General features: G+C 59.1%; 15 protein-coding genes, 1 tRNA gene and 2 pseudogenes. 10 read left to right on the top strand and 8 right to left on the bottom strand.

Features of this window, described 5'->3' with window-relative positions; translation table 11 throughout:
* Nucleotides 1-13 precede the first annotated feature (13 nt).
* Both PspR84_RS10065 and PspR84_RS10060 read left to right on the top strand, forming a co-directional pair.
* A complete protein-coding gene (locus PspR84_RS10065; RefSeq protein WP_127926569.1) occupies nt 14-1,063 on the top strand; it encodes an HlyD family secretion protein in 1,050 nt (349 codons plus the stop codon).
* Entirely contained in the window at nt 1,053-2,603 is a 1,551-nt protein-coding gene (locus PspR84_RS10060) for an MDR family MFS transporter (protein ID WP_160057135.1), read from the top strand. Before PspR84_RS10065 ends, PspR84_RS10060 begins: the two co-directional genes overlap by 11 nt.
* Before the next feature lie 113 nt (nt 2,604-2,716).
* Here the strand turns inward: PspR84_RS10060 and uvrB are convergent, their stop codons facing one another.
* Nucleotides 2,717-4,732, bottom strand: a complete 2,016-nt coding sequence (gene uvrB / locus PspR84_RS10055) for an excinuclease ABC subunit UvrB (RefSeq protein WP_008083013.1) — start codon at nt 4,730-4,732, stop codon at nt 2,717-2,719.
* 336 nt (nt 4,733-5,068) lie between these two features.
* On the opposite strand from uvrB, the gene PspR84_RS10050 reads away from it, so the two are divergent.
* Both PspR84_RS10050 and PspR84_RS10045 read left to right on the top strand, forming a co-directional pair.
* On the top strand, nt 5,069-6,265 hold the full coding sequence (locus PspR84_RS10050) for an amino acid aminotransferase (RefSeq protein ID WP_160057134.1): 1,197 nt from the start codon (nt 5,069-5,071) through the stop codon (nt 6,263-6,265).
* A gap of 224 nt (nt 6,266-6,489) precedes the next feature.
* Nucleotides 6,490-6,690 (top strand): hypothetical protein, encoded by a 201-nt coding sequence (locus PspR84_RS10045; RefSeq protein WP_053118898.1) that lies wholly within the window; start codon nt 6,490-6,492, stop codon nt 6,688-6,690.
* Here the strand turns inward: PspR84_RS10045 and PspR84_RS10040 are convergent.
* Nucleotides 6,687-6,917, bottom strand: coding sequence for a hypothetical protein (locus PspR84_RS10040; RefSeq protein WP_160057133.1), 231 nt, complete (start codon nt 6,915-6,917; stop codon nt 6,687-6,689). The genes PspR84_RS10045 and PspR84_RS10040 overlap by 4 nt on opposite strands.
* 220 nt (nt 6,918-7,137) lie before the next feature.
* On the opposite strand from PspR84_RS10040, the gene PspR84_RS10035 reads away from it, so the two are divergent.
* A tRNA-Asn gene (locus tag PspR84_RS10035) sits at nt 7,138-7,213 on the top strand.
* Nucleotides 7,214-7,439: 226 nt separating this feature from the next.
* On the opposite strand, the gene PspR84_RS10030 is transcribed toward PspR84_RS10035, so the two are convergent.
* Nucleotides 7,440-8,963: a nucleobase:cation symporter-2 family protein gene (locus PspR84_RS10030; RefSeq protein WP_007913403.1), complete on the bottom strand. Its 1,524-nt coding sequence runs from the start codon at nt 8,961-8,963 to the stop codon at nt 7,440-7,442.
* A 210-nt stretch (nt 8,964-9,173) separates the two neighbouring features.
* On the opposite strand from PspR84_RS10030, the gene PspR84_RS10025 reads away from it, so the two are divergent.
* The 3 genes from PspR84_RS10025 to PspR84_RS10015 are packed head-to-tail and all read left to right on the top strand — an operon-like array spanning nt 9,174 to nt 10,893.
* Nucleotides 9,174-9,668, top strand: a complete 495-nt coding sequence (locus PspR84_RS10025) for a PAAR domain-containing protein (RefSeq protein WP_102900938.1) — start codon at nt 9,174-9,176, stop codon at nt 9,666-9,668.
* A gap of 49 nt (nt 9,669-9,717) precedes the next feature.
* A complete protein-coding gene (locus tag PspR84_RS10020; RefSeq protein WP_160057132.1) occupies nt 9,718-10,467 on the top strand; it encodes a hypothetical protein in 750 nt (249 codons plus the stop codon).
* The gene (locus PspR84_RS10015) at nt 10,468-10,893 is read left to right on the top strand and encodes a DUF4952 domain-containing protein (RefSeq protein WP_150751578.1); all 426 of its coding nucleotides are present in this window, start codon (nt 10,468-10,470) and stop codon (nt 10,891-10,893) included.
* On the opposite strand, the gene PspR84_RS10010 is transcribed toward PspR84_RS10015, so the two are convergent.
* Nucleotides 10,875-11,717: an arylamine N-acetyltransferase gene (locus tag PspR84_RS10010; protein ID WP_160057131.1), complete on the bottom strand. Its 843-nt coding sequence runs from the start codon at nt 11,715-11,717 to the stop codon at nt 10,875-10,877. The two genes, PspR84_RS10015 and PspR84_RS10010, sit on opposite strands and share 19 nt — an antisense overlap.
* A 101-nt stretch (nt 11,718-11,818) precedes the next feature.
* On the bottom strand, nt 11,819-12,613 hold the full coding sequence (gene xth, locus PspR84_RS10005) for an exodeoxyribonuclease III (RefSeq protein WP_160057130.1): 795 nt from the start codon (nt 12,611-12,613) through the stop codon (nt 11,819-11,821).
* 129 nt (nt 12,614-12,742) lie between these two features.
* Here xth and PspR84_RS10000 point away from each other — a divergent pair, with 129 nt between their 5' ends.
* Nucleotides 12,743-13,318, top strand: coding sequence for a GNAT family protein (locus PspR84_RS10000; protein ID WP_160057129.1), 576 nt, complete (start codon nt 12,743-12,745; stop codon nt 13,316-13,318).
* Nucleotides 13,319-13,322: 4 nt separating this feature from the next.
* Here the strand turns inward: PspR84_RS10000 and PspR84_RS09995 are convergent, their stop codons facing one another.
* The 3 genes and pseudogenes from PspR84_RS09995 to PspR84_RS09985 all read right to left on the bottom strand — a co-directional run bounded on the left by PspR84_RS09995 (nt 13,323) and on the right by PspR84_RS09985 (nt 16,360).
* Nucleotides 13,323-14,765 carry a mechanosensitive ion channel family protein gene (locus tag PspR84_RS09995; RefSeq protein WP_160057128.1) on the bottom strand — a complete coding sequence of 481 codons (1,443 nt, stop codon included), beginning with the start codon at nt 14,763-14,765 and terminating at the stop codon, nt 13,323-13,325.
* A 209-nt stretch (nt 14,766-14,974) separates the two neighbouring features.
* Nucleotides 14,975-15,407, bottom strand: a pseudogene (locus PspR84_RS09990) (hypothetical protein).
* A gap of 86 nt (nt 15,408-15,493) precedes the next feature.
* On the bottom strand, nt 15,494-16,360 hold the full coding sequence (locus tag PspR84_RS09985) for a pirin family protein (RefSeq protein ID WP_160057127.1): 867 nt from the start codon (nt 16,358-16,360) through the stop codon (nt 15,494-15,496).
* A 104-nt stretch (nt 16,361-16,464) separates the two neighbouring features.
* Between PspR84_RS09985 and PspR84_RS09980 the strand changes: the two are divergent.
* Nucleotides 16,465-17,013, top strand: a pseudogene (locus tag PspR84_RS09980) (LysR substrate-binding domain-containing protein); the annotation flags it as partial.
* Between the last annotated feature and the right edge of the window lie 112 nt (nt 17,014-17,125).

The following is a 17,125-nucleotide window of genomic DNA, read 5'->3' as shown; positions in this document are numbered from 1 at the left end:
CTACAGTTTGCCCATGCCTGCCCAACTCAAGCGTCGCCTGTTGATTTTCCTGCTGCTCGTCCTGCTGATCGCCGGGGGCTTTTTCGCCCATTGGTTTTTCAAGGGACGCTTTTATGAAAGCACCGACAACGCCTATGTCCAGGGCGAAATCACCCGTGTCTCGAGCCAATTGAGCGCGCGCATCGACGAAGTGCTGGTGCAGGACAATCAACACGTGGAAAAAGGCCAACTGCTGGTGCGCCTGGAGCCGAATGATTTCCGTCTGGCCATTGATCGGGCCAACGCCGCCCTCGCGACGCGCGAGGCGGAACGCCTGCAAGCGCAAAGCAAATTGACTCAGCAAGCCAGTCTGATTGCTTCCAGTGACGCGCAAGTGGCGACTACACAAGCAACGCTGGGCCGCTCGCAGATGGATTTGTCGCGCGCCGAAACCCTGCGCAAACCCGGTTATGTTTCCGAAGAACGCGTGACCACCCTCTCCGCTGACGCGCATATCGCCCGTTCGCAAGTAGCCAAGGCGCAAGCCGACGCACAGGGCCAGCGCCAACAGGTCAACGCCCTGAACGCGGAAATCAAACGCCTCGACGCACAAATCGCCAACGCCCGCGCCGATCTCGCGCAAGCCGAACTCAACCTGACCCGCAGCGAAATCCACGCGCCAATCAGTGGTCTGGTCGGCCAGCGCGCCGCGCGTAATGGTCAAGTGGTGCAGGCCGGCGCCTATCTGCTGTCGATCGTCCCGGACGAAGACATCTGGGTGCAGGCCAACTTCAAGGAAACCCAGATCGGCCACATGCAGCCCGGGCAAAAAGCCGAGCTGACCTTTGATGCGTATGGCGACACGCCGATCGAAGCGCGGGTCGACAGCCTGTTCGCTGCTTCCGGCGCGCAGTTCAGCCTGCTGCCGCCGGACAACGCCACCGGCAACTTCACCAAGGTCGTGCAACGGATTCCAGTGAAACTGACCTTCAAGGCTGACAACCCGCTGCACGGCAAAATCCGCCCGGGCATGTCCGTCACCGCCACCGTGAACATCAAAGACGCCCCGGACAATGGCCGGTGATTCACTGATCCGCCCGGTCGGCGAACCAACCCGGCGCGATTGGATTGCGGTAATGAGCGTGATGCTTGGCGCCTTTATGGCGGTGCTCGACATCCAGATCACCAACTCGTCGCTGAAAGATATTCAGGGCGCGCTGTCGGCGACGCTGGAAGAAGGGTCATGGATTTCCACCTCTTATCTGGTCGCGGAAATCATCATGATTCCGCTGACCGCGTGGCTGGTGCAGTTGCTCTCGGCGCGACGTCTGGCGGTGTGGGTGTCACTGGGCTTTCTGGTTTCCTCGCTGCTGTGCTCGATGGCCTGGAGCCTGGAGAGCATGATCGTCTTCCGCGCCATGCAGGGTTTTACCGGCGGCGCGCTGATCCCGCTGGCGTTCACCCTGACCCTGATCAAACTCCCCGAACACCACCGCGCCAAAGGCATGGCGATGTTCGCCATGACCGCCACCTTCGCGCCGTCCATCGGCCCGACGCTGGGCGGCTGGCTCACGGAAAACTGGGGCTGGGAATACATTTTCTACATCAACATTCCGCCGGGCCTGATCATGATCGCCGGTTTGATGTACGGGCTGGAGAAGAAAGAAGCGCACTGGGAACTGCTGAAAAGCACCGACTACACCGGCATCCTCACGCTGGGGATTGGCCTCGGCTGCTTGCAGGTGTTTCTGGAAGAAGGCCATCGCAAGGACTGGCTGGAATCAAGCCTGATCGTGACGCTGGGCAGCATTGCGCTGGTGAGCCTGATCACTTTTGTGATCGTGCAGATATCCAAACCCAATCCGTTGATCAACCTCGGCATTCTGCGCAATCGCAACTTCGGTTTATCGAGTATTTCCAGCCTGGGCATGGGTGTCGGGTTGTACGGCTCAATTTATCTGTTGCCGTTGTACCTGGCGCAGATCCAGAACTACAACGCGCTGCAGATCGGCGAAGTGATCATGTGGATGGGCGTGCCGCAGCTGTTTCTGATTCCGCTGGTGCCGAAGCTGATGAAGATTGTTTCGCCGAAATGGCTGTGCACGCTTGGCTTTGGATTGTTCGGGCTGGCGAGTTTTTCGTCGGGAGTGCTAAACCCGGATTTCGCCGGGCCGCAGTTCAATCAGATCCAGATCATTCGCGCGCTGGGGCAGCCGTTGATCATGGTGACCATCTCGCTGATCGCCACGGCGTACATCCTGCCGCAGGACGCAGGGTCGGCGTCGAGTCTGTTCAATATCCTGCGTAACCTGGGCGGTGCGATCGGGATTGCTCTGTTGGCGACGCTGCTGGATGCGCGCACCAAGACTTACTTCGACTATTTGCGCGAGGCGGTGGTGCCGACCAATCCGCAGGTGGCGGAACGGTTAGCGTCGATGACGGATCGGTTTGGTAGTGACACGGCAGCGTTGGGCAAGTTGAGCGAGATCGTCCATCAGCAGGCGGCGATCATGGCCTACAACGATGCATTTCACTTTGTCGGGATTGCGTTGGGGATCAGCATGTTGGCGATTTTGTTGACCAAAAAACTGCCGCAAGGGCTGAAGGCTGGGGAGTCTCATTAAGACCGAGTCGCCCCATTCGCGAGCAGGCTCGCTCCCACAGGGGTTTTGTGAACGACACAGATCCAAGGTGGGAGCGAACCTGCTCGCGAAGAGGCCCGCTCAGGCAATGAAGATCAAACAGCCAAAAGCCGCTCACGCAGTTTGGCAATCTCATCGCGCATCTGCGCCGCCGCTTCAAACTCCAGATCCCGCGCCAGTTGATACATCTTCTCTTCCAGCGCACGAATGCGCTTGGTGATCTCGCTCGGCGAGCGCAATTCGGCTTCGTACTTGGCGTTCTCTTCGGCGGCCTTGGCCATGCCTTTGCGCTTCTTGCTGCGCGAGCCCGGCACGGTGGCGCCTTCCATGATGTCGGCGACGTCCTTGAACACGCCTTTCGGGGTAATGCCGTTTTCCAGGTTGAAGGCGATTTGCTTGTCGCGACGACGCTCGGTCTCGCCAATCGCTCGCTCCATCGACCCGGTCATGCGGTCGGCGTAAAGAATCGCCCGGCCATTGAGGTTACGCGCCGCGCGGCCGATGGTCTGGATTAACGAACGTTCGGAGCGCAAAAAACCCTCCTTGTCCGCATCAAGAATCGCCACCAGCGACACTTCCGGCATGTCCAGGCCTTCGCGCAGAAGGTTGATGCCGACCAGTACATCAAAAGTGCCGAGACGCAGATCGCGGATGATCTCGACCCGCTCGACGGTGTCGATGTCCGAGTGCAGGTAACGTACGCGCACGCCGTGGTCAGCGAGGTAATCGGTCAAATCTTCAGCCATACGCTTGGTCAGCGTGGTGACCAGCACACGCTCTTCGATTGCCACGCGCTTGGAGATTTCCGACAGCAGATCGTCGACCTGCGTCAGCGCCGGACGCACTTCAATCTGCGGATCGACCAGCCCGGTCGGACGCACCAGTTGCTCGACCACACGCCCGGCGTGCTCGGCTTCGTAGTTGCCCGGCGTCGCCGAGACAAAAATGGTCTGCGGGCTGACCCCTTCCCACTCGTCAAAACGCATTGGCCGGTTATCCAGCGCCGACGGCAAGCGGAAACCGTATTCGACGAGGGTTTCCTTACGCGAACGGTCGCCCTTATACATCGCGCCGACCTGCGGCACGCTGACGTGGGATTCGTCGATCACCAGCAAAGCGTCAGCAGGCAGGTAATCGTAAAGGGTTGGCGGCGCGGCACCGGCCGGACGCCCGGACAGGTAGCGCGAGTAGTTTTCGATGCCGTTGCAGTAACCCAGTTCGAGGATCATCTCCAGGTCGAAACGGGTGCGCTGCTCCAGCCGCTGGGCTTCCACCAGTTTGTTGTTGCTGCGCAGATATTCGAGACGCTCCTGCAGTTCGACCTTGATGTGTTCGATGGCGTCGAGCAGGGTTTCCCGTGGCGTCACGTAGTGGCTCTTCGGGTAGAAGGTGAAGCGCGGCATCTTGCGGATGACTTCGCCAGTCAGCGGGTCGAACGCGGAAATGCTTTCGACCTCGTCATCGAACAACTCGATGCGGATCGCTTCCAGGTCGGATTCCGCTGGGTAAATGTCGATCACATCGCCGCGTACACGGAACGTCGCACGGGCAAAATCCATGTCGTTGCGGGTGTATTGCAGGTCGGCCAGACGCCGTAGCAACGCACGCTGATCGAGTTTGTCACCGCGATCGACGTGCAGCACCATCTTCAAATAGGTTTCCGGGCTACCGAGACCGTAGATGCATGACACCGTGGTGACGATGATCGCGTCCTTGCGCTCAAGCAGCGCTTTGGTCGCGGACAGGCGCATCTGTTCGATGTGGTCGTTGATCGACGCGTCCTTCTCGATGAAGGTGTCGGACGACGGCACATAGGCTTCGGGCTGGTAGTAGTCGTAGTAGGAAACGAAGTATTCGACGGCGTTGTTCGGGAAAAACGCCTTGAACTCACCGTACAACTGCGCGGCGAGGGTTTTGTTCGGCGCCAGCACCAGCGTCGGGCGCTGAATCTGCGAGATGACATTGGCGATGCTGAAGGTCTTGCCCGAGCCGGTCACACCGAGCAGCGTCTGGTGCGCCAGGCCGGCTTCGATGCCCTCCACCAATTGGCGGATGGCTTCCGGCTGATCGCCGGCGGGCTCAAAGCGAGTGACGAGCTGGAATTCGGACATATACACCTCTGGAATCGCGGCATTCCGAACAAAGCGGAGCACCACGGGGACGACCGCAAACGACCGGTGTCGCGCAAGAAAAACCTGGATTGTGCTCAATGTGGTGGCGATTGCCCCACCTTTCAAGGCAAACGTCCTACATCCGGTAAAGACTCTGACACGCGCAGTCGACTAACGGTCAAGAAATAATCGGAAAAACTTACCCGAAAAGCCGAATCGCCTGTCGCCATTGTTCAGTAATGGCCTCTATACTAGCTCCCCGTTTGTGCACCGCTCTAGTGCATCCGGCTGGAGCGCGACACGTCCCTCCATTCTCCATTCAGAGCCGCCGCAATAATGAGCCTGTTCTCCGCTGTCGAAATGGCACCCCGCGATCCAATCCTGGGCCTCAACGAAGCATTCAACGCCGATACCCGGACCACCAAGGTCAACCTGGGCGTGGGTGTTTACTGCAACGAAGAGGGGCGAATTCCACTTCTGCGCGCCGTGATCGAAGCCGAGACGATTCGCGTCGCTCAACACGCTTCGCGCGGTTACCTGCCGATCGATGGCATCGCTGCCTACGACCAGGCCGTACAAAAGCTGCTGTTCGGTAACGACTCGCCGCTGATCAGCGCCTGTCGCGTCATCACCACTCAGGCTGTCGGCGGGACCGGCGCACTGAAAATCGGTGCCGACTTCCTCAAGCAACTGCTGCCGAACGCCGTTGTGGCGATCAGCGACCCAAGCTGGGAAAACCACCGCGCGCTGTTCGAAACCGCCGGTTTCCCGGTGCAGAATTACCGTTACTACGACGCCGCCACCCACGACGTTAACCGTGCCGGCATGCTCGAAGACCTCAACGCCCTGCCGAACGGCTCGATCGTTATCCTCCACGCGTGCTGCCACAACCCGACCGGCGTCGACCTGACCCCGGCGGACTGGAACAACGTACTGGAAGTGGTCAAGACCAAAGGTCACGTGCCGTTCCTCGACATGGCTTATCAGGGTTTTGGCGACGGTATCGACGAAGACGCCGCTGCCGTGCGTCTGTTCGCTGAATCCGGCCTGACCTTCTTCGTCTCGAGCTCGTTCTCCAAGTCGTTCTCGCTGTACGGCGAGCGCGTTGGCGCCTTGTCGATCATCAGCGAATCGAAAGAAGAAAGCGCGCGCGTGCTGTCGCAAGTCAAACGCGTGATCCGCACCAACTACTCCAACCCGCCGACCCACGGTGCAAGCATCGTCGCTGCTGTACTGAACAGCCCGGAACTGCGCGCGCAGTGGGAAGCCGAGCTGGCCGAAATGCGCCTGCGCATTCGCGGCATGCGCGAGCAGATGGTTGCCCTGCTGACCGAGAAAGCACCGGGCCGCGATTTCAGCTTCGTTGGTCGTCAACGCGGCATGTTCTCCTACTCCGGCCTGACCACTGAGCAAGTGCATCGCCTGCGTAACGAGTTCGGCATCTACGCCCTGGACACCGGCCGCATCTGCGTGGCGGCGCTGAACCAGAGCAACATCAAGGCTGTAACGGATGCGATTGTTCAGGTCATCTGATTTCGCCGCGTGATGAAAAACGGGAAGCCTTGGGGCTTCCCGTTTTTTATTGTCACGAATAACGCCCCATACCCTCTAGACTGCACACAAATCAAACTGTAGGAGTGAGCCTGCTCGCGATAGCGGCGTGTCAGGTAATGAATCTTCGGCTGACACGACGCTATCGCGAGCAGGCGAAGGCCTACAGGTTTTGTGTACACCCGAGATTTCTGAAGAGACCCCATATGAAAAACGACAACCTGCGCGCCGACCGTGACGATCTGGATGATTTCATCCCTCGCGCCTCGGCCAAACGCGAAAAAAGCCTGGTGCTGCAAGTCGCCGCCGGGGTGTTCCTGGGTGGCCTGGTCCTGTGGCTGGTGCAACTGGCAGCCACAGCGGCTTACGCCAAACTGATGCTGGGCACCATTACCTTCGGCAGTTAAGCCAGTTCGCTCGCGCGCTGAGTGGCGGCATCGTCATAAGCGACATACAGCGATTCGGCGATCTGGCTTTTGATCGCCTTGGTGCTTTCCAGGCCGAGGACAAAACCTTCAGCCTTGCCGCCGGCGCGGTTCAATTCTTCAGCGGTGCCAGCCTGAGTGATTGCGTCGAAGAGTTTTTCGGCGTGTGGACCGACGCCTTTAGGCAGGCTGATTTGCGCGATGCTCATGCGAACACCTCGTTGTTGCGGGACAAATGGTTCATGACGCGGACCTTTTTCGGCGAATGGCCGGCAGCGCGTGTGACCACTTCCGGGCGGCCATGGTAGACCTCTGCTACGGTTCTGGTAACCGCCAATCGCTGACAAACCACCGTCCGTCCCGAGAATTCACTCGTTTTTGCAACCGGCGCTTGACTTCTCTTTTTGAATCAGTAACATACGCACCAATTCCGCAATAGCTCAGTTGGTAGAGCAAATGACTGTTAATCATTGGGTCCCTGGTTCGAGTCCAGGTTGTGGAGCCAAATAGCAAAGCCCCTGAATCGAGAGATTCAGGGGCTTTTTTGTGGGCGCTCGAAAAGCTCAAAAGATCGCAGCCTTCGGCAGCTACAGGTTCAGCGTTCATCCGCAGAATCGGCAAAGTATGAGATCTGTGTAGGAGCTGCCGAAGGCTGCGATCTTTTGATCTTGAAATGAAGAAGGGCCGATCTGTGGTTAACAGATCGACCCTTTTCTATTCAGCCACAGCGGTCAGACATGCTCGCTGCTTTTCACCTGCACCTTCGGCGCACCGTGCCCATGATCGTGATCATCAGGCTCGATGACTGGCACTTCCTTGCCATCGCAGTCGTGCAACTTGCCGTCGCTGAAGTAATCGCCTTCACGCAGCGCTGCCAGATCGCGATAACGCAACGTCCGCTCTTCGGCTGCGGCAAACACCGATTGCTGATCCGAGTTACCGGCGGTGAAGTGGTTGAAGGCCAGGTTGAGCAGGATCGCCATGATCGCCGACGAGCTGATGCCCGAGTGGAAAATGGTCGCGAACCAGCTTGGGAAGTGATCGTAGAAGTTCGGCGCAGCAATCGGGATCATGCCGAAACCGATCGAGGTGGCGACAATGATCAGGTTGACGTTGTTGCGATAATCAACCTTGGACAAGGTACGGATGCCGCTCGCTGCCACGGTGCCGAACAGCACGATACCGGCACCACCGAGTACCGAAGTCGGCACTGCCGCAATGACCCGACCCATGAATGGCAGCAGGCCGAGGATGACCAGGAAGATACCGCCTGTGGCCACCACGTAACGGCTCTTGATCCCGGTGACCGCCACCAGCCCGACGTTCTGGGCGAACGCACTCTGGGTGAACGAACCGAAGATCGGCGCAAACATGCTCGACAGCATGTCCGCCCGCAGTCCATTGCCCAGACGTTTGGAATCGACCTTGGTGCCGATGATTTCACCGACCGCCAGAATGTCCGCCGAAGTTTCCACCAGCGTCACCATGACCACGATGCACATCGACAGGATCGCGGCGAAGTGGAAGGTCGGCATGCCGAAGTGGAACGGCGTCGGGAAGCCGAACATCGGCCCCGTGGTGACACTGGAGAAATCCGCCATGCCGAGGAACACCGCCAGCACCGTACCGATCACCATGGCCAACAGGATTGACAGACGCGAGATGGTCGAGCTGCCGACCTTGCTCAGCAGCAGCACCAATACCAGCGTGACCGCCGCCAGACCGATGTTCTGCATGCTGCCGAAGTCCGGCGCATGGCTGTTACCGCCCATGGCCCAGCGTGCGGCCACCGGCATCAGCGTCAAGCCGATGGTGGTGATCACGATTCCGGTAACCAAGGGCGGGAAGAACTTGGTGATGCGCGAGAACACCGGTGTGATCAATAAGCCTATCAAGGACGCCGCAATCACTGCGCCCAGCACCGACTGAAAGCCGCCCTCCCCGCCACTGCTGACGATCGCGACCATGGTCGCCACGCCGGAGAACGACACGCCCTGTACCAGCGGCAACTGACAGCCAAAAAACGGCAGACCCAGGGTTTGCAGCAGTGTCGCCAGCCCCCCAGCAAACAATGAAGCAGCAATCAGCAAACCAATGTCCGCCGGCGACAGGCCGGCCGCCTGGCCGATGATCAGTGGCACCGCAACGATACCGCCGTACATGGTCAGAACATGTTGCAGGCCGTAAGCCATATTCGCGCCGACCCCGAGATTTTCGTCCTCGGGCCGTTGGTGTGAAACATGGGGCGTTTTCATGGTGGGGGGTTCCCTGGTTTTTGTTATGCGCACACTGTATTCAAAACTCGCGACAAGTGTCCATGGTTTTGTATACAAAAAAACAGCGGAGGGTTACTCATCACTCAAACGGCCTGACCACTTGAGTGCTCCCCTATCACGTGGCAGGATCAAGCACCACGCCGTACGGATTAATGGATGCCCGCTGCCGGGCAAGAAAAGGACATCACCATGAGTGGAAAGCCCGCTGCACGCGCAACAGATGCCACAACATGCCCTGCCCATGCGGCACAGAAAATAGTTGCCGGCTCCCCCGACGTATTCTTCGATGGTTTGCCAGCCGCGCGCCTCGGCGACCCCGCCTCTTGCGGCAGCTCCATCAGCGGCAACATTTCCGCGACCGTTTTCATCAATGGTAAAAACGCCGCCACGCAAGGCAGCCTGGGCAGCCACGGCGACGTTATCGTCGGCGGTTCCGGCACCGTCATCATTGGCCAGAGCGGCGGTGGCGCAGCGATCAGCCCCGTTCCGCCGATCAACTTGGGTTTCGACGAACAGTTCACGTTGCTGGACGCCGATGGCGAGCCCGTACCCGACTTCGCTTACAAGATCACCACCGCGTCGGGCAAGGTAATCCGCGGTGTCACCAATGAGCGCGGACTGACTCAAAGAGTGTCGACCCGCGCGAGCGAAATGCTGCATCTGGAGCCTGACGACCTAGCCTGAGTAGAAAAAAACCAGCGGCTGAATTCACCTGAAAGGAGCTGTAACCAGCATGGCGCAGGCAATCCTCAACAATAACCAGGCTCCCTCGAACCGACAGGGTGGTAGTACGCATCCGGCGGTCGTTGTCACCAAATACACCAAACGGGCTGACGAAAACGGTTGGCTGAGTGTCAAACTCGAGCCTAAGGGCACACTTGTCGCCCTCTGCGAATACACCAAAGTGACCTTCACCAAGGAATCCGGTGGTCGGACCTACTTCCGCATCGCCGACGGCAATTCTGAGTTCGTCGGGCAGACGGCCAGCCTGAAAACCGAAAATGCCTTGAAGTACCTGATGGATACCCCGCCAACGGCGCCGGCCACCGTCAAGGTCAAGTACACCGGTGCACCGGCTCATGCGGTCTCGGAGTTCAAAGGCAAACTCCTGCAGCAATGGGCACAGGTCAGCTTCAATGGAAAAACGGCGAAGGTGACGCTGAACAGCCAGTGGGGCGGCGAATTTACCCCGATTCCTCCCGGACGCCACCGGATCATGGCACCCGACCGCTCCCACGGAAATATCTCCACAGGTGGCTACAAGGCACAAGGTAATCTGCATTGCACCGACGTCTGGTTTCCCATTGAACTGCAAGGCACAAAAGGCAACAGCAGTCGTTACATCCACGTCGGCCATTTGTCCGACGGCTGTGTAACCTTTTATGAGCTGATCAAATGGAACGATGTTTACGACTACCTGATCTGCCGGCGAGTCAAAGGTGAAGGCGGGAAATATGTCGGTGAATTGCTGGTGGAGAAATAATTGAAACGGTTGCTACTTATCCGATTGATACCCGCGCTGTTGCTGGTCATTGCCAACAGCGCCAGTGCCGACTTTGGCTGTGATGACTTTCTGTCGAAGCTCGCAGACAAGCCATCGTTTGTTGAATTCAAAGGCTGCACACAGGCGCTTGATCGCATGGGCCAGCCATTTTCCGCCAGCTATGAAGTATCCGGGGCCAATGCTTCGAAAGCCGAACAGTACCTTGAACAGCACTTCGGGATTTCGCCGATCACGCGCGCCTGTTGTGTCTGGGACTCGACCCAAAATGGATTCAGAGATCCAGCAACAGGCATCAACTACCTGATCAGCATTGGCTCAGAGGAAACAGAGGTCAGGCAACGGGAGTCGTGGGCGAAGATCAATCGCTTCACGATCCAGGTCGATGCTTACGCTGAGGATCCCTGACCAGGCTGGATAAGGTGTCCGAGCACCGGCCTTAACAACTCTGGGCGCGCGACACGCATCCCGAACTCAACCTCAAGCAGATCGAGTAGATCCTCGACGTCCGCGACCTCACGCCGCTCGCTCTCGGCGCCCATGCGGTGAACAGCGAAACTGCCGTTATTCAGCGTCTTGCGCCAGCCCTCCCCGGTGCGCGCCACCATCAGACGCTGGCTGAACGGTGACTCAGGGTGAGTCGAGACATACCAATTGCCGACGGTGTAATCGATGTCTTCCTGGCGTTGCAGATCGAACAGGTACATCGGCCGCCATTCCCCCGCCACGTTGGCACGCAGCATGTAGCCGTCGGCCTGTTTTTCAATGCGATAAGGTTCGTGTGGCGTTGGTTGCTCCGCTTCGGTGTCGAGCAGCAGCGGTGCAGTCGGCACCATGCCACCAAAACCGACATCGGTGATGTAGCGCACATCGTCGATGGTCACCAGACTCAAGCGGTGCGTGCGCGCCGTCCAGCTGCCTTCCGGCTGATTCATCACCACGCGCCCGCTGATGGCCCGTGTATCGAAGCCCAGCTCCAGCAACAGGGCAAAGAACAGGTTATTCAGTTCATAGCAGTACCCACCGCGCCCACCGAGCAAGACTTTTTCTTCAATGGACGGCAGATCAATCAGCACCGGTGCACCGGTTATCGTCGCCAGATTCTCGAAAGGGAAGACGCCGGTATGGCGCAGTTGCAACTGCCGCAGGCTGTCCAGCGCCGGCGCGGGCGGTGTGTCGAAGCCCAAACGTTGCAGGTACAGCTTCAGATTCGTCAGGCGTGGCTCACTCATTGCTCGATCCTTATGCATGGGGCCGCAGGTCACTGCGTTGATGGTCGCCATGTATACGGGATCGGGCACTGTTTTCGACAATTGATTTCGCCAATCGCCCGCTAGCGTTTCTTGCGTGAACCGATACGAATCCACGTCGGCGCATGGTCGCTGGCATGCGGCTCGTTGCGCACCCAGGCGTCGACCCCGGCCTCGTGCAAATAGGGACTCAGCGCCGGGTTGAGCAGCAGATGATCGATGCGCAGTCCGGAGTTGGTTTGCCAGTGCTGGCGAAAGTAGTCCCAAAACGTATAGAGGCGATCCTCGGGGTACAGATGCCGCAGCGAATCGGTCCAGCCTTGATCGAGCAGGCGCTGGTAGCACTCGCGACTCTGCGGTTGCAGCAGCGCATCCTTGAGCCAGGAGCGGGTGTTGTAGATGTCCATATCAGTGGGCACGACGTTGTAATCACCGGCCAGCACCACCGGGTGATCGCTGCTTTGCAGGTCTTTCGCATAGCTGATGAGCCGCTCGAACCAAGCCAGTTTGTAATCGAATTTCGGACCGGGCTGCGGATTGCCGTTGGGCAGGTACAGGCACCCGACCAGAACGCCGTGCACCGCTGCTTCCAGATAACGGCTGTGCTTGTCATCCGGATCGCCCGGCAGACCGCGTCGACTCTCCAGCGGTTGCGCATCACGGGCGAGAATCGCCACGCCGTTCCACGACGCCTGGCCTTGCCAGATCGCGCCATAACCGGCGGCTTCCAGTTCTGCGGCGGGGAATGCCGTGTCGACAGATTTGAGTTCTTGCAGGCAGGCGATGTCCGGTTGTTCGCGCTTGAGCCAATCCAGCAGATTTGGCAGACGCGCGCGCAGGCCGTTGACGTTGTAGGTGGCGATCCGCAGGTTTTTCATCGGCTGAGGCTCCTGCCCATGGGCTGTGAAAATTGTGACCTCGTGAACATCGCCACGGTTGCATCGGATCCACCCACTGCGGCGTAATAGACACTCGTCATTCGCCCGTTCCGCCGAGACCTGAATCCCATGCCAACCACGCTGCAAGGTCAGCGCATCCTCTTGCGCCCGCTTCAGTATTCAGATGCCGCCGCCCTGCTCCAGGCTGCCGCCGATGGCGAGTTGTGGAACCTCACCGTCACGGTTGTGCCTTCAGCAAGCACCGTCGACAGCTACCTGAAAAAAGCCCTCGACGGCCGTGACGCCGGCACGGTGCTGCCGTTTGTCATTGTCTTGAAAGACACCGGGGAAGTGATCGGCTCAACCCGCTTCTGGAAGATTGACCCGCTCAATCGCAAGCTGGAAATCGGCAGCAGCTGGATCGCGGCGAGCTGGCAGAAATCCTTCGTCAATACCGAAGCCAAGTACCTGATGCTGCGCCACGCCTTCGAAGTGCTCGATTGCGTGCGCGTGCAGTTCACCACCGACGAGACCAACCAGAAGTCGCGCAACGCGATTCTGCGCCTTGGCGCGCAACAGGAAGGCATCGTCCGCCATGAGCGGATCATGCCGGATGGACGCAAGCGCAACTCGGTGCGCTTCAGCATCATCGACGACGAGTGGCCGCAGGTGCGCTTGCATCTGGAGCAGAAACTCGGCGCCTGACCCTTCAGGCGCGATTGCGCAGCCACTGCAAAAAGCCTCTTTTCGGTACCACCGCCGGCGCTTCCTCGGTCAGGGACTGCGCCTTGTGCAGGCGGAAATCGAGCAGCGTCTGCATCGCGTCGTGGATGTCATGGCGCGCATCGAGGCACGGTTTAAGGTAGGACTTCTCGATGCGATACAACGCGCAAAAGGTCTTCGCCGAAAAGTCCGCCGGCAACGCGGTGTCGGACAAGATCCCAGCCTCGCCAATCACCTCGCCCGGCCCCATGCGCCCGGACTCGAATGGTGTGCCGTGGCGCTTCAATGTCACCGAAACCACTCCGGACTCGATAATGAACAGGTGATCGCTGACCTCGCCGCCCGCAAGAATGATTTCACCGGCGCGAAAGGTTTGCAGGCTCATGTTCTGGCTGAAGGTGTCTTTCTCTTCCTGACGCAGGGTGGAAAAAATCGGCGAGCTGTCGAGCAACGCCCGGGGCCGCGACAAATTGGTCGGTGCAGAGCTTTCATCGCTCGACAGCAGATTGACCCCGGACGCCTGCAAGTGCCGATAGGCCAGATCGAACAGCTGATTGCGCACTACACGCTTCTCGCCCATCGACGCGACGAACCCGCTGATTTCGTATTCCGCACCGCTGCTGCTGGAGCTTTTCAGTGCCACGCTCGGCGCTGGCGTATCGAGCAGCTGCCGACAGCCCTGCATTGCCCGCTCCAGCGCATCGATTACCGAACTGGGCCGGGCATGCGGGCTGACCTGCACGCTGACCGCGACACCGAACATATTGCTCGGTCGACTGAAGTTGATGATCTTGGCCTTGGCCGCCAGCGAGTTAGGGATCACCGCCATGCTGCCCTGACTGGTTTGCAGACGCGTAGCGCGCCAGTCGATGTCGGTGACCCGCCCCTCCGTGCCGTCGATGGAAATCCAGTCATCCAGTTGATATGGCTTGGTGGTGTTGAGGACGATCCCGGAGAACACATCGCTGAGTGTGCTCTGCAAAGCCAGACCGACGATGATCGCCAAGGCGCCAGACGTCGCCAGCACGCCTTTGACCGGCAGATCCAGCACATAGGCCAGCGCGGCAATGATTGCGATGAGGAAAATCACCGCGCCGAGCAAGTCCTGCAACAGCCGCCCGGTGTGGCCGACCCGCTGCATCATTACCGCGCCGATCAACACCGTCAGAGTGCGCGCGCCGAACAGCCACCAGCCAATCTGCAATCCGGTCGCCGCCAGATGCAGCGGCACGCTGTCGGCCCACGGCGCCGGCTCCATCGGGTTGAGGCCTTCGTTGAACAGCAGCACGCTGAACAACGTGAAAATCAGCACCCGCACCAGCAGTTTCCACTCGCTGCCGTGGGAGGAGATCAGACGCCACAGGCCCAGATCGAGGAGGATCAGGATCAACGCGCAGAACAACGGATGTTCGGTGAGCAGAGACAGCATCAAACAACTCCGACGGGGGCCAATCGCGAGAAGATCGCACAGATTGAGCAAGTGTAGGAGCAATTGATTTCAGAGCCTGAACACCCACGCCAAAACACCGCGAAACCCATGTAGGAGCTGCCGCAGGCTGCGATCTTTTGATCTTTAAAAAACAACATCAAAAGATCGCAGCCTGCGGCAGCTCCTACACAGGTTTACGGGGTGGCAGATTACTTACCGTTAGTCAGGGTGCTGTAGCTGGTCATCAGGTTGCGGTAGTCCGGGATGTGGTTGGAGAACAGCGTGCCCAACCCTTCGATGTCGTTGCGCCAGTCGCGATGCAGCTCGCAGGCCAGACCGAACCAGGTCATCAATTGCGCACCGGCGCTGGACATGCGGTTCCACGCCGATTCGCTGGTCAGTTCGTTGAGCGTACCGGACGCGCCTTCAGCTCTGGCACCAACGGGCGTTGGAGCCGGTTTCGAAACTGGTGGTGAGGATCGTCGGCAGTTTGAAGTACTTGGCCAGATCGGCCAGCGCCAGCACGTTGTTCTTGAATTTGTCCGGTTCAATGTCGCGCACCAGTGACAGCAGTCCGGCTTGATGGTCGACCAGCAGCACCGCAGCGTTGTTCTTGTCCAGACGTTTGTATTGAGTGGTCATGTGCGTTTCCTCTTTTCTATAGGCAACAGCCATCCCTGGCCTGCGAACCGGCCTACGCGTCCTGTGTAGAGCGGAGTGGTGATGCGTTAAGCGTGCATCTGACCGAAGCGGCCGGACTGGAAGTCGGCGAAGGCCTGGTGAATTTCCTGCTCGGTGTTCATCACGAACGGGCCGTGGCCGACGATCGGTTCGTCGATCGGCTCGCCGCTGAGCAGCAACACCACCGCGTCCTGGCTGGCTTCGAGCGTCATCTGATGGCCGTCACGTTCGAACAGCGCCAACTGCCCTTCACGCACCGATTCCACACCGTTGACCTGCACCGAGCCTTTCAACACCACCAGCGCGGTATTGCGGCCTTCGTGCAGATCCAGCGTCAGCAACTTGCCGGCGTTGAGGCGCAGATCCCACACGTCGATCGGTGTGAAGGTGCGCGACGGGCCTTTGTACCCCTCGAATTCACCGGCGATCAGGCGCAGGCTGCCGGCGTTGTCCTTGAGCGCAATGCTCGGAATGTCGCTGTCGAGAATCGTCTGGTAGCCCGGCGCGGCCATTTTGTCCTTGGCCGGCAGATTGACCCACAACTGGACCATTTCCAGTTTGCCGCCGGTTCTGGCGAAGTTTTCCGAATGGAATTCCTCGTGGAGGATCCCGGAAGCGGCAGTCATCCATTGCACATCGCCCGGGCCGATGACGCCGCCACTGCCGGTCGAATCGCGATGCTGCACTTCGCCTTCATACACGATAGTCACGGTTTCGAAACCACGGTGCGGATGCTGACCAACGCCACGCCGTTCAGTCGTCGGGGTGAAGTCGGCCGGGCCGGCATGATCGAGCAGCAGGAACGGGCTGATGTGTTTGCCCAGGTTGTCGTAGGAAAACAGCGTGCGAACCGGGAAACCATCGCCGACCCAATGGCCGCGCGGGCTGGTGTAGATACCGATGATGTTTTTCATGGTTGTCTCCAATGGGGTGAGTGATGCGATGGATTAAGCTTAAATCCATGACCATTAATGCACTAGACTGCAAAAATCAGCCTTAGCGTTCTATCTGGAGAACGATGGTGGAGTTGTTTATCGAGAGCACCAACCGCCGTGTCGATCTGTTGCATGAAGGCATTGACATTGCCTTGCGCGTGCGTTTCCCGCAGCCGGAAAACACCGACATGGTCATGAAAGTGCTGGGCAACAGTACGCAATCAGTGGTCGGCAGCCCGTAGTTCGTCGAACGTCTGTCATCACCGCCCTCGCCTGCTGACCTCAATGGCCTGCCGAGCCTGCATTGGGGGGCGGCGCAGCGCGAATATCAATGGGAACTGCTCGGGCCGAATGGCAACACGGCGCTGAATCGGCATACGCCGCGGATGGTCACCGATGATTTGATTGCCTTGCGTCAGGCGGTGATTGCCGGCGTTGGCGTGGCGCATCTGCCGAGCGTAGTCGTGCGAGAGGACATTGCTACCGGACGAGTCGTGGAGTTGATTCCGGGCTGGGCTCCGAAATGCGGGGTGGTGCATGCGATCTTTCCGTCGCGGCGCGGGTTGTTGCCGTCGGTGCGCACGTTGATTGATTTTCTCGGGGAGGAGTTTGCGCAGAGCGATATAGCCTGAGACCGAGTCGCGACCATCGCGAGCAGGCTCACTCCTACAGGAGACCGCGTTCCAATGTAGGAGTGAGCCTGCTCGCGATAGGGCCAGTCCAAACAACAAAAATCAATGGGTG

The organism is Pseudomonas sp. R84, from assembly GCF_009834515.1.
Taxonomy (GTDB): Bacteria; Pseudomonadota; Gammaproteobacteria; order Pseudomonadales; family Pseudomonadaceae; genus Aquipseudomonas.
Note: the sequence above shows the minus strand (reverse complement) of the source record. Positions and strands in the feature narration are given on the sequence as shown.

Excerpts from the sequence above, each read along its gene's own strand:
- PspR84_RS10065 (WP_127926569.1), top strand. The coding sequence starts at position 14 with ATGCCTGCCCAACTCAAGCGTCGCCTGTTGATTTTCCTGCTGCTCGTC.
- PspR84_RS10060 (WP_160057135.1), top strand. The coding sequence starts at position 1,053 with ATGGCCGGTGATTCACTGATCCGCCCGGTCGGCGAACCAACCCGGCGC.
- uvrB (WP_008083013.1), bottom strand. The coding sequence starts at position 4,732 with ATGTCCGAATTCCAGCTCGTCACTCGCTTTGAGCCCGCCGGCGATCAG.
- PspR84_RS10050 (WP_160057134.1), top strand. The coding sequence starts at position 5,069 with ATGAGCCTGTTCTCCGCTGTCGAAATGGCACCCCGCGATCCAATCCTG.
- PspR84_RS10045 (WP_053118898.1), top strand. The coding sequence starts at position 6,490 with ATGAAAAACGACAACCTGCGCGCCGACCGTGACGATCTGGATGATTTC.
- PspR84_RS10040 (WP_160057133.1), bottom strand. The coding sequence starts at position 6,917 with ATGAGCATCGCGCAAATCAGCCTGCCTAAAGGCGTCGGTCCACACGCC.
- PspR84_RS10030 (WP_007913403.1), bottom strand. The coding sequence starts at position 8,963 with ATGAAAACGCCCCATGTTTCACACCAACGGCCCGAGGACGAAAATCTC.
- PspR84_RS10025 (WP_102900938.1), top strand. The coding sequence starts at position 9,174 with ATGAGTGGAAAGCCCGCTGCACGCGCAACAGATGCCACAACATGCCCT.
- PspR84_RS10020 (WP_160057132.1), top strand. The coding sequence starts at position 9,718 with ATGGCGCAGGCAATCCTCAACAATAACCAGGCTCCCTCGAACCGACAG.
- PspR84_RS10010 (WP_160057131.1), bottom strand. The coding sequence starts at position 11,717 with ATGAGTGAGCCACGCCTGACGAATCTGAAGCTGTACCTGCAACGTTTG.
- xth (WP_160057130.1), bottom strand. The coding sequence starts at position 12,613 with ATGAAAAACCTGCGGATCGCCACCTACAACGTCAACGGCCTGCGCGCG.
- PspR84_RS10000 (WP_160057129.1), top strand. The coding sequence starts at position 12,743 with ATGCCAACCACGCTGCAAGGTCAGCGCATCCTCTTGCGCCCGCTTCAG.
- PspR84_RS09995 (WP_160057128.1), bottom strand. The coding sequence starts at position 14,765 with ATGCTGTCTCTGCTCACCGAACATCCGTTGTTCTGCGCGTTGATCCTG.
- PspR84_RS09985 (WP_160057127.1), bottom strand. The coding sequence starts at position 16,360 with ATGAAAAACATCATCGGTATCTACACCAGCCCGCGCGGCCATTGGGTC.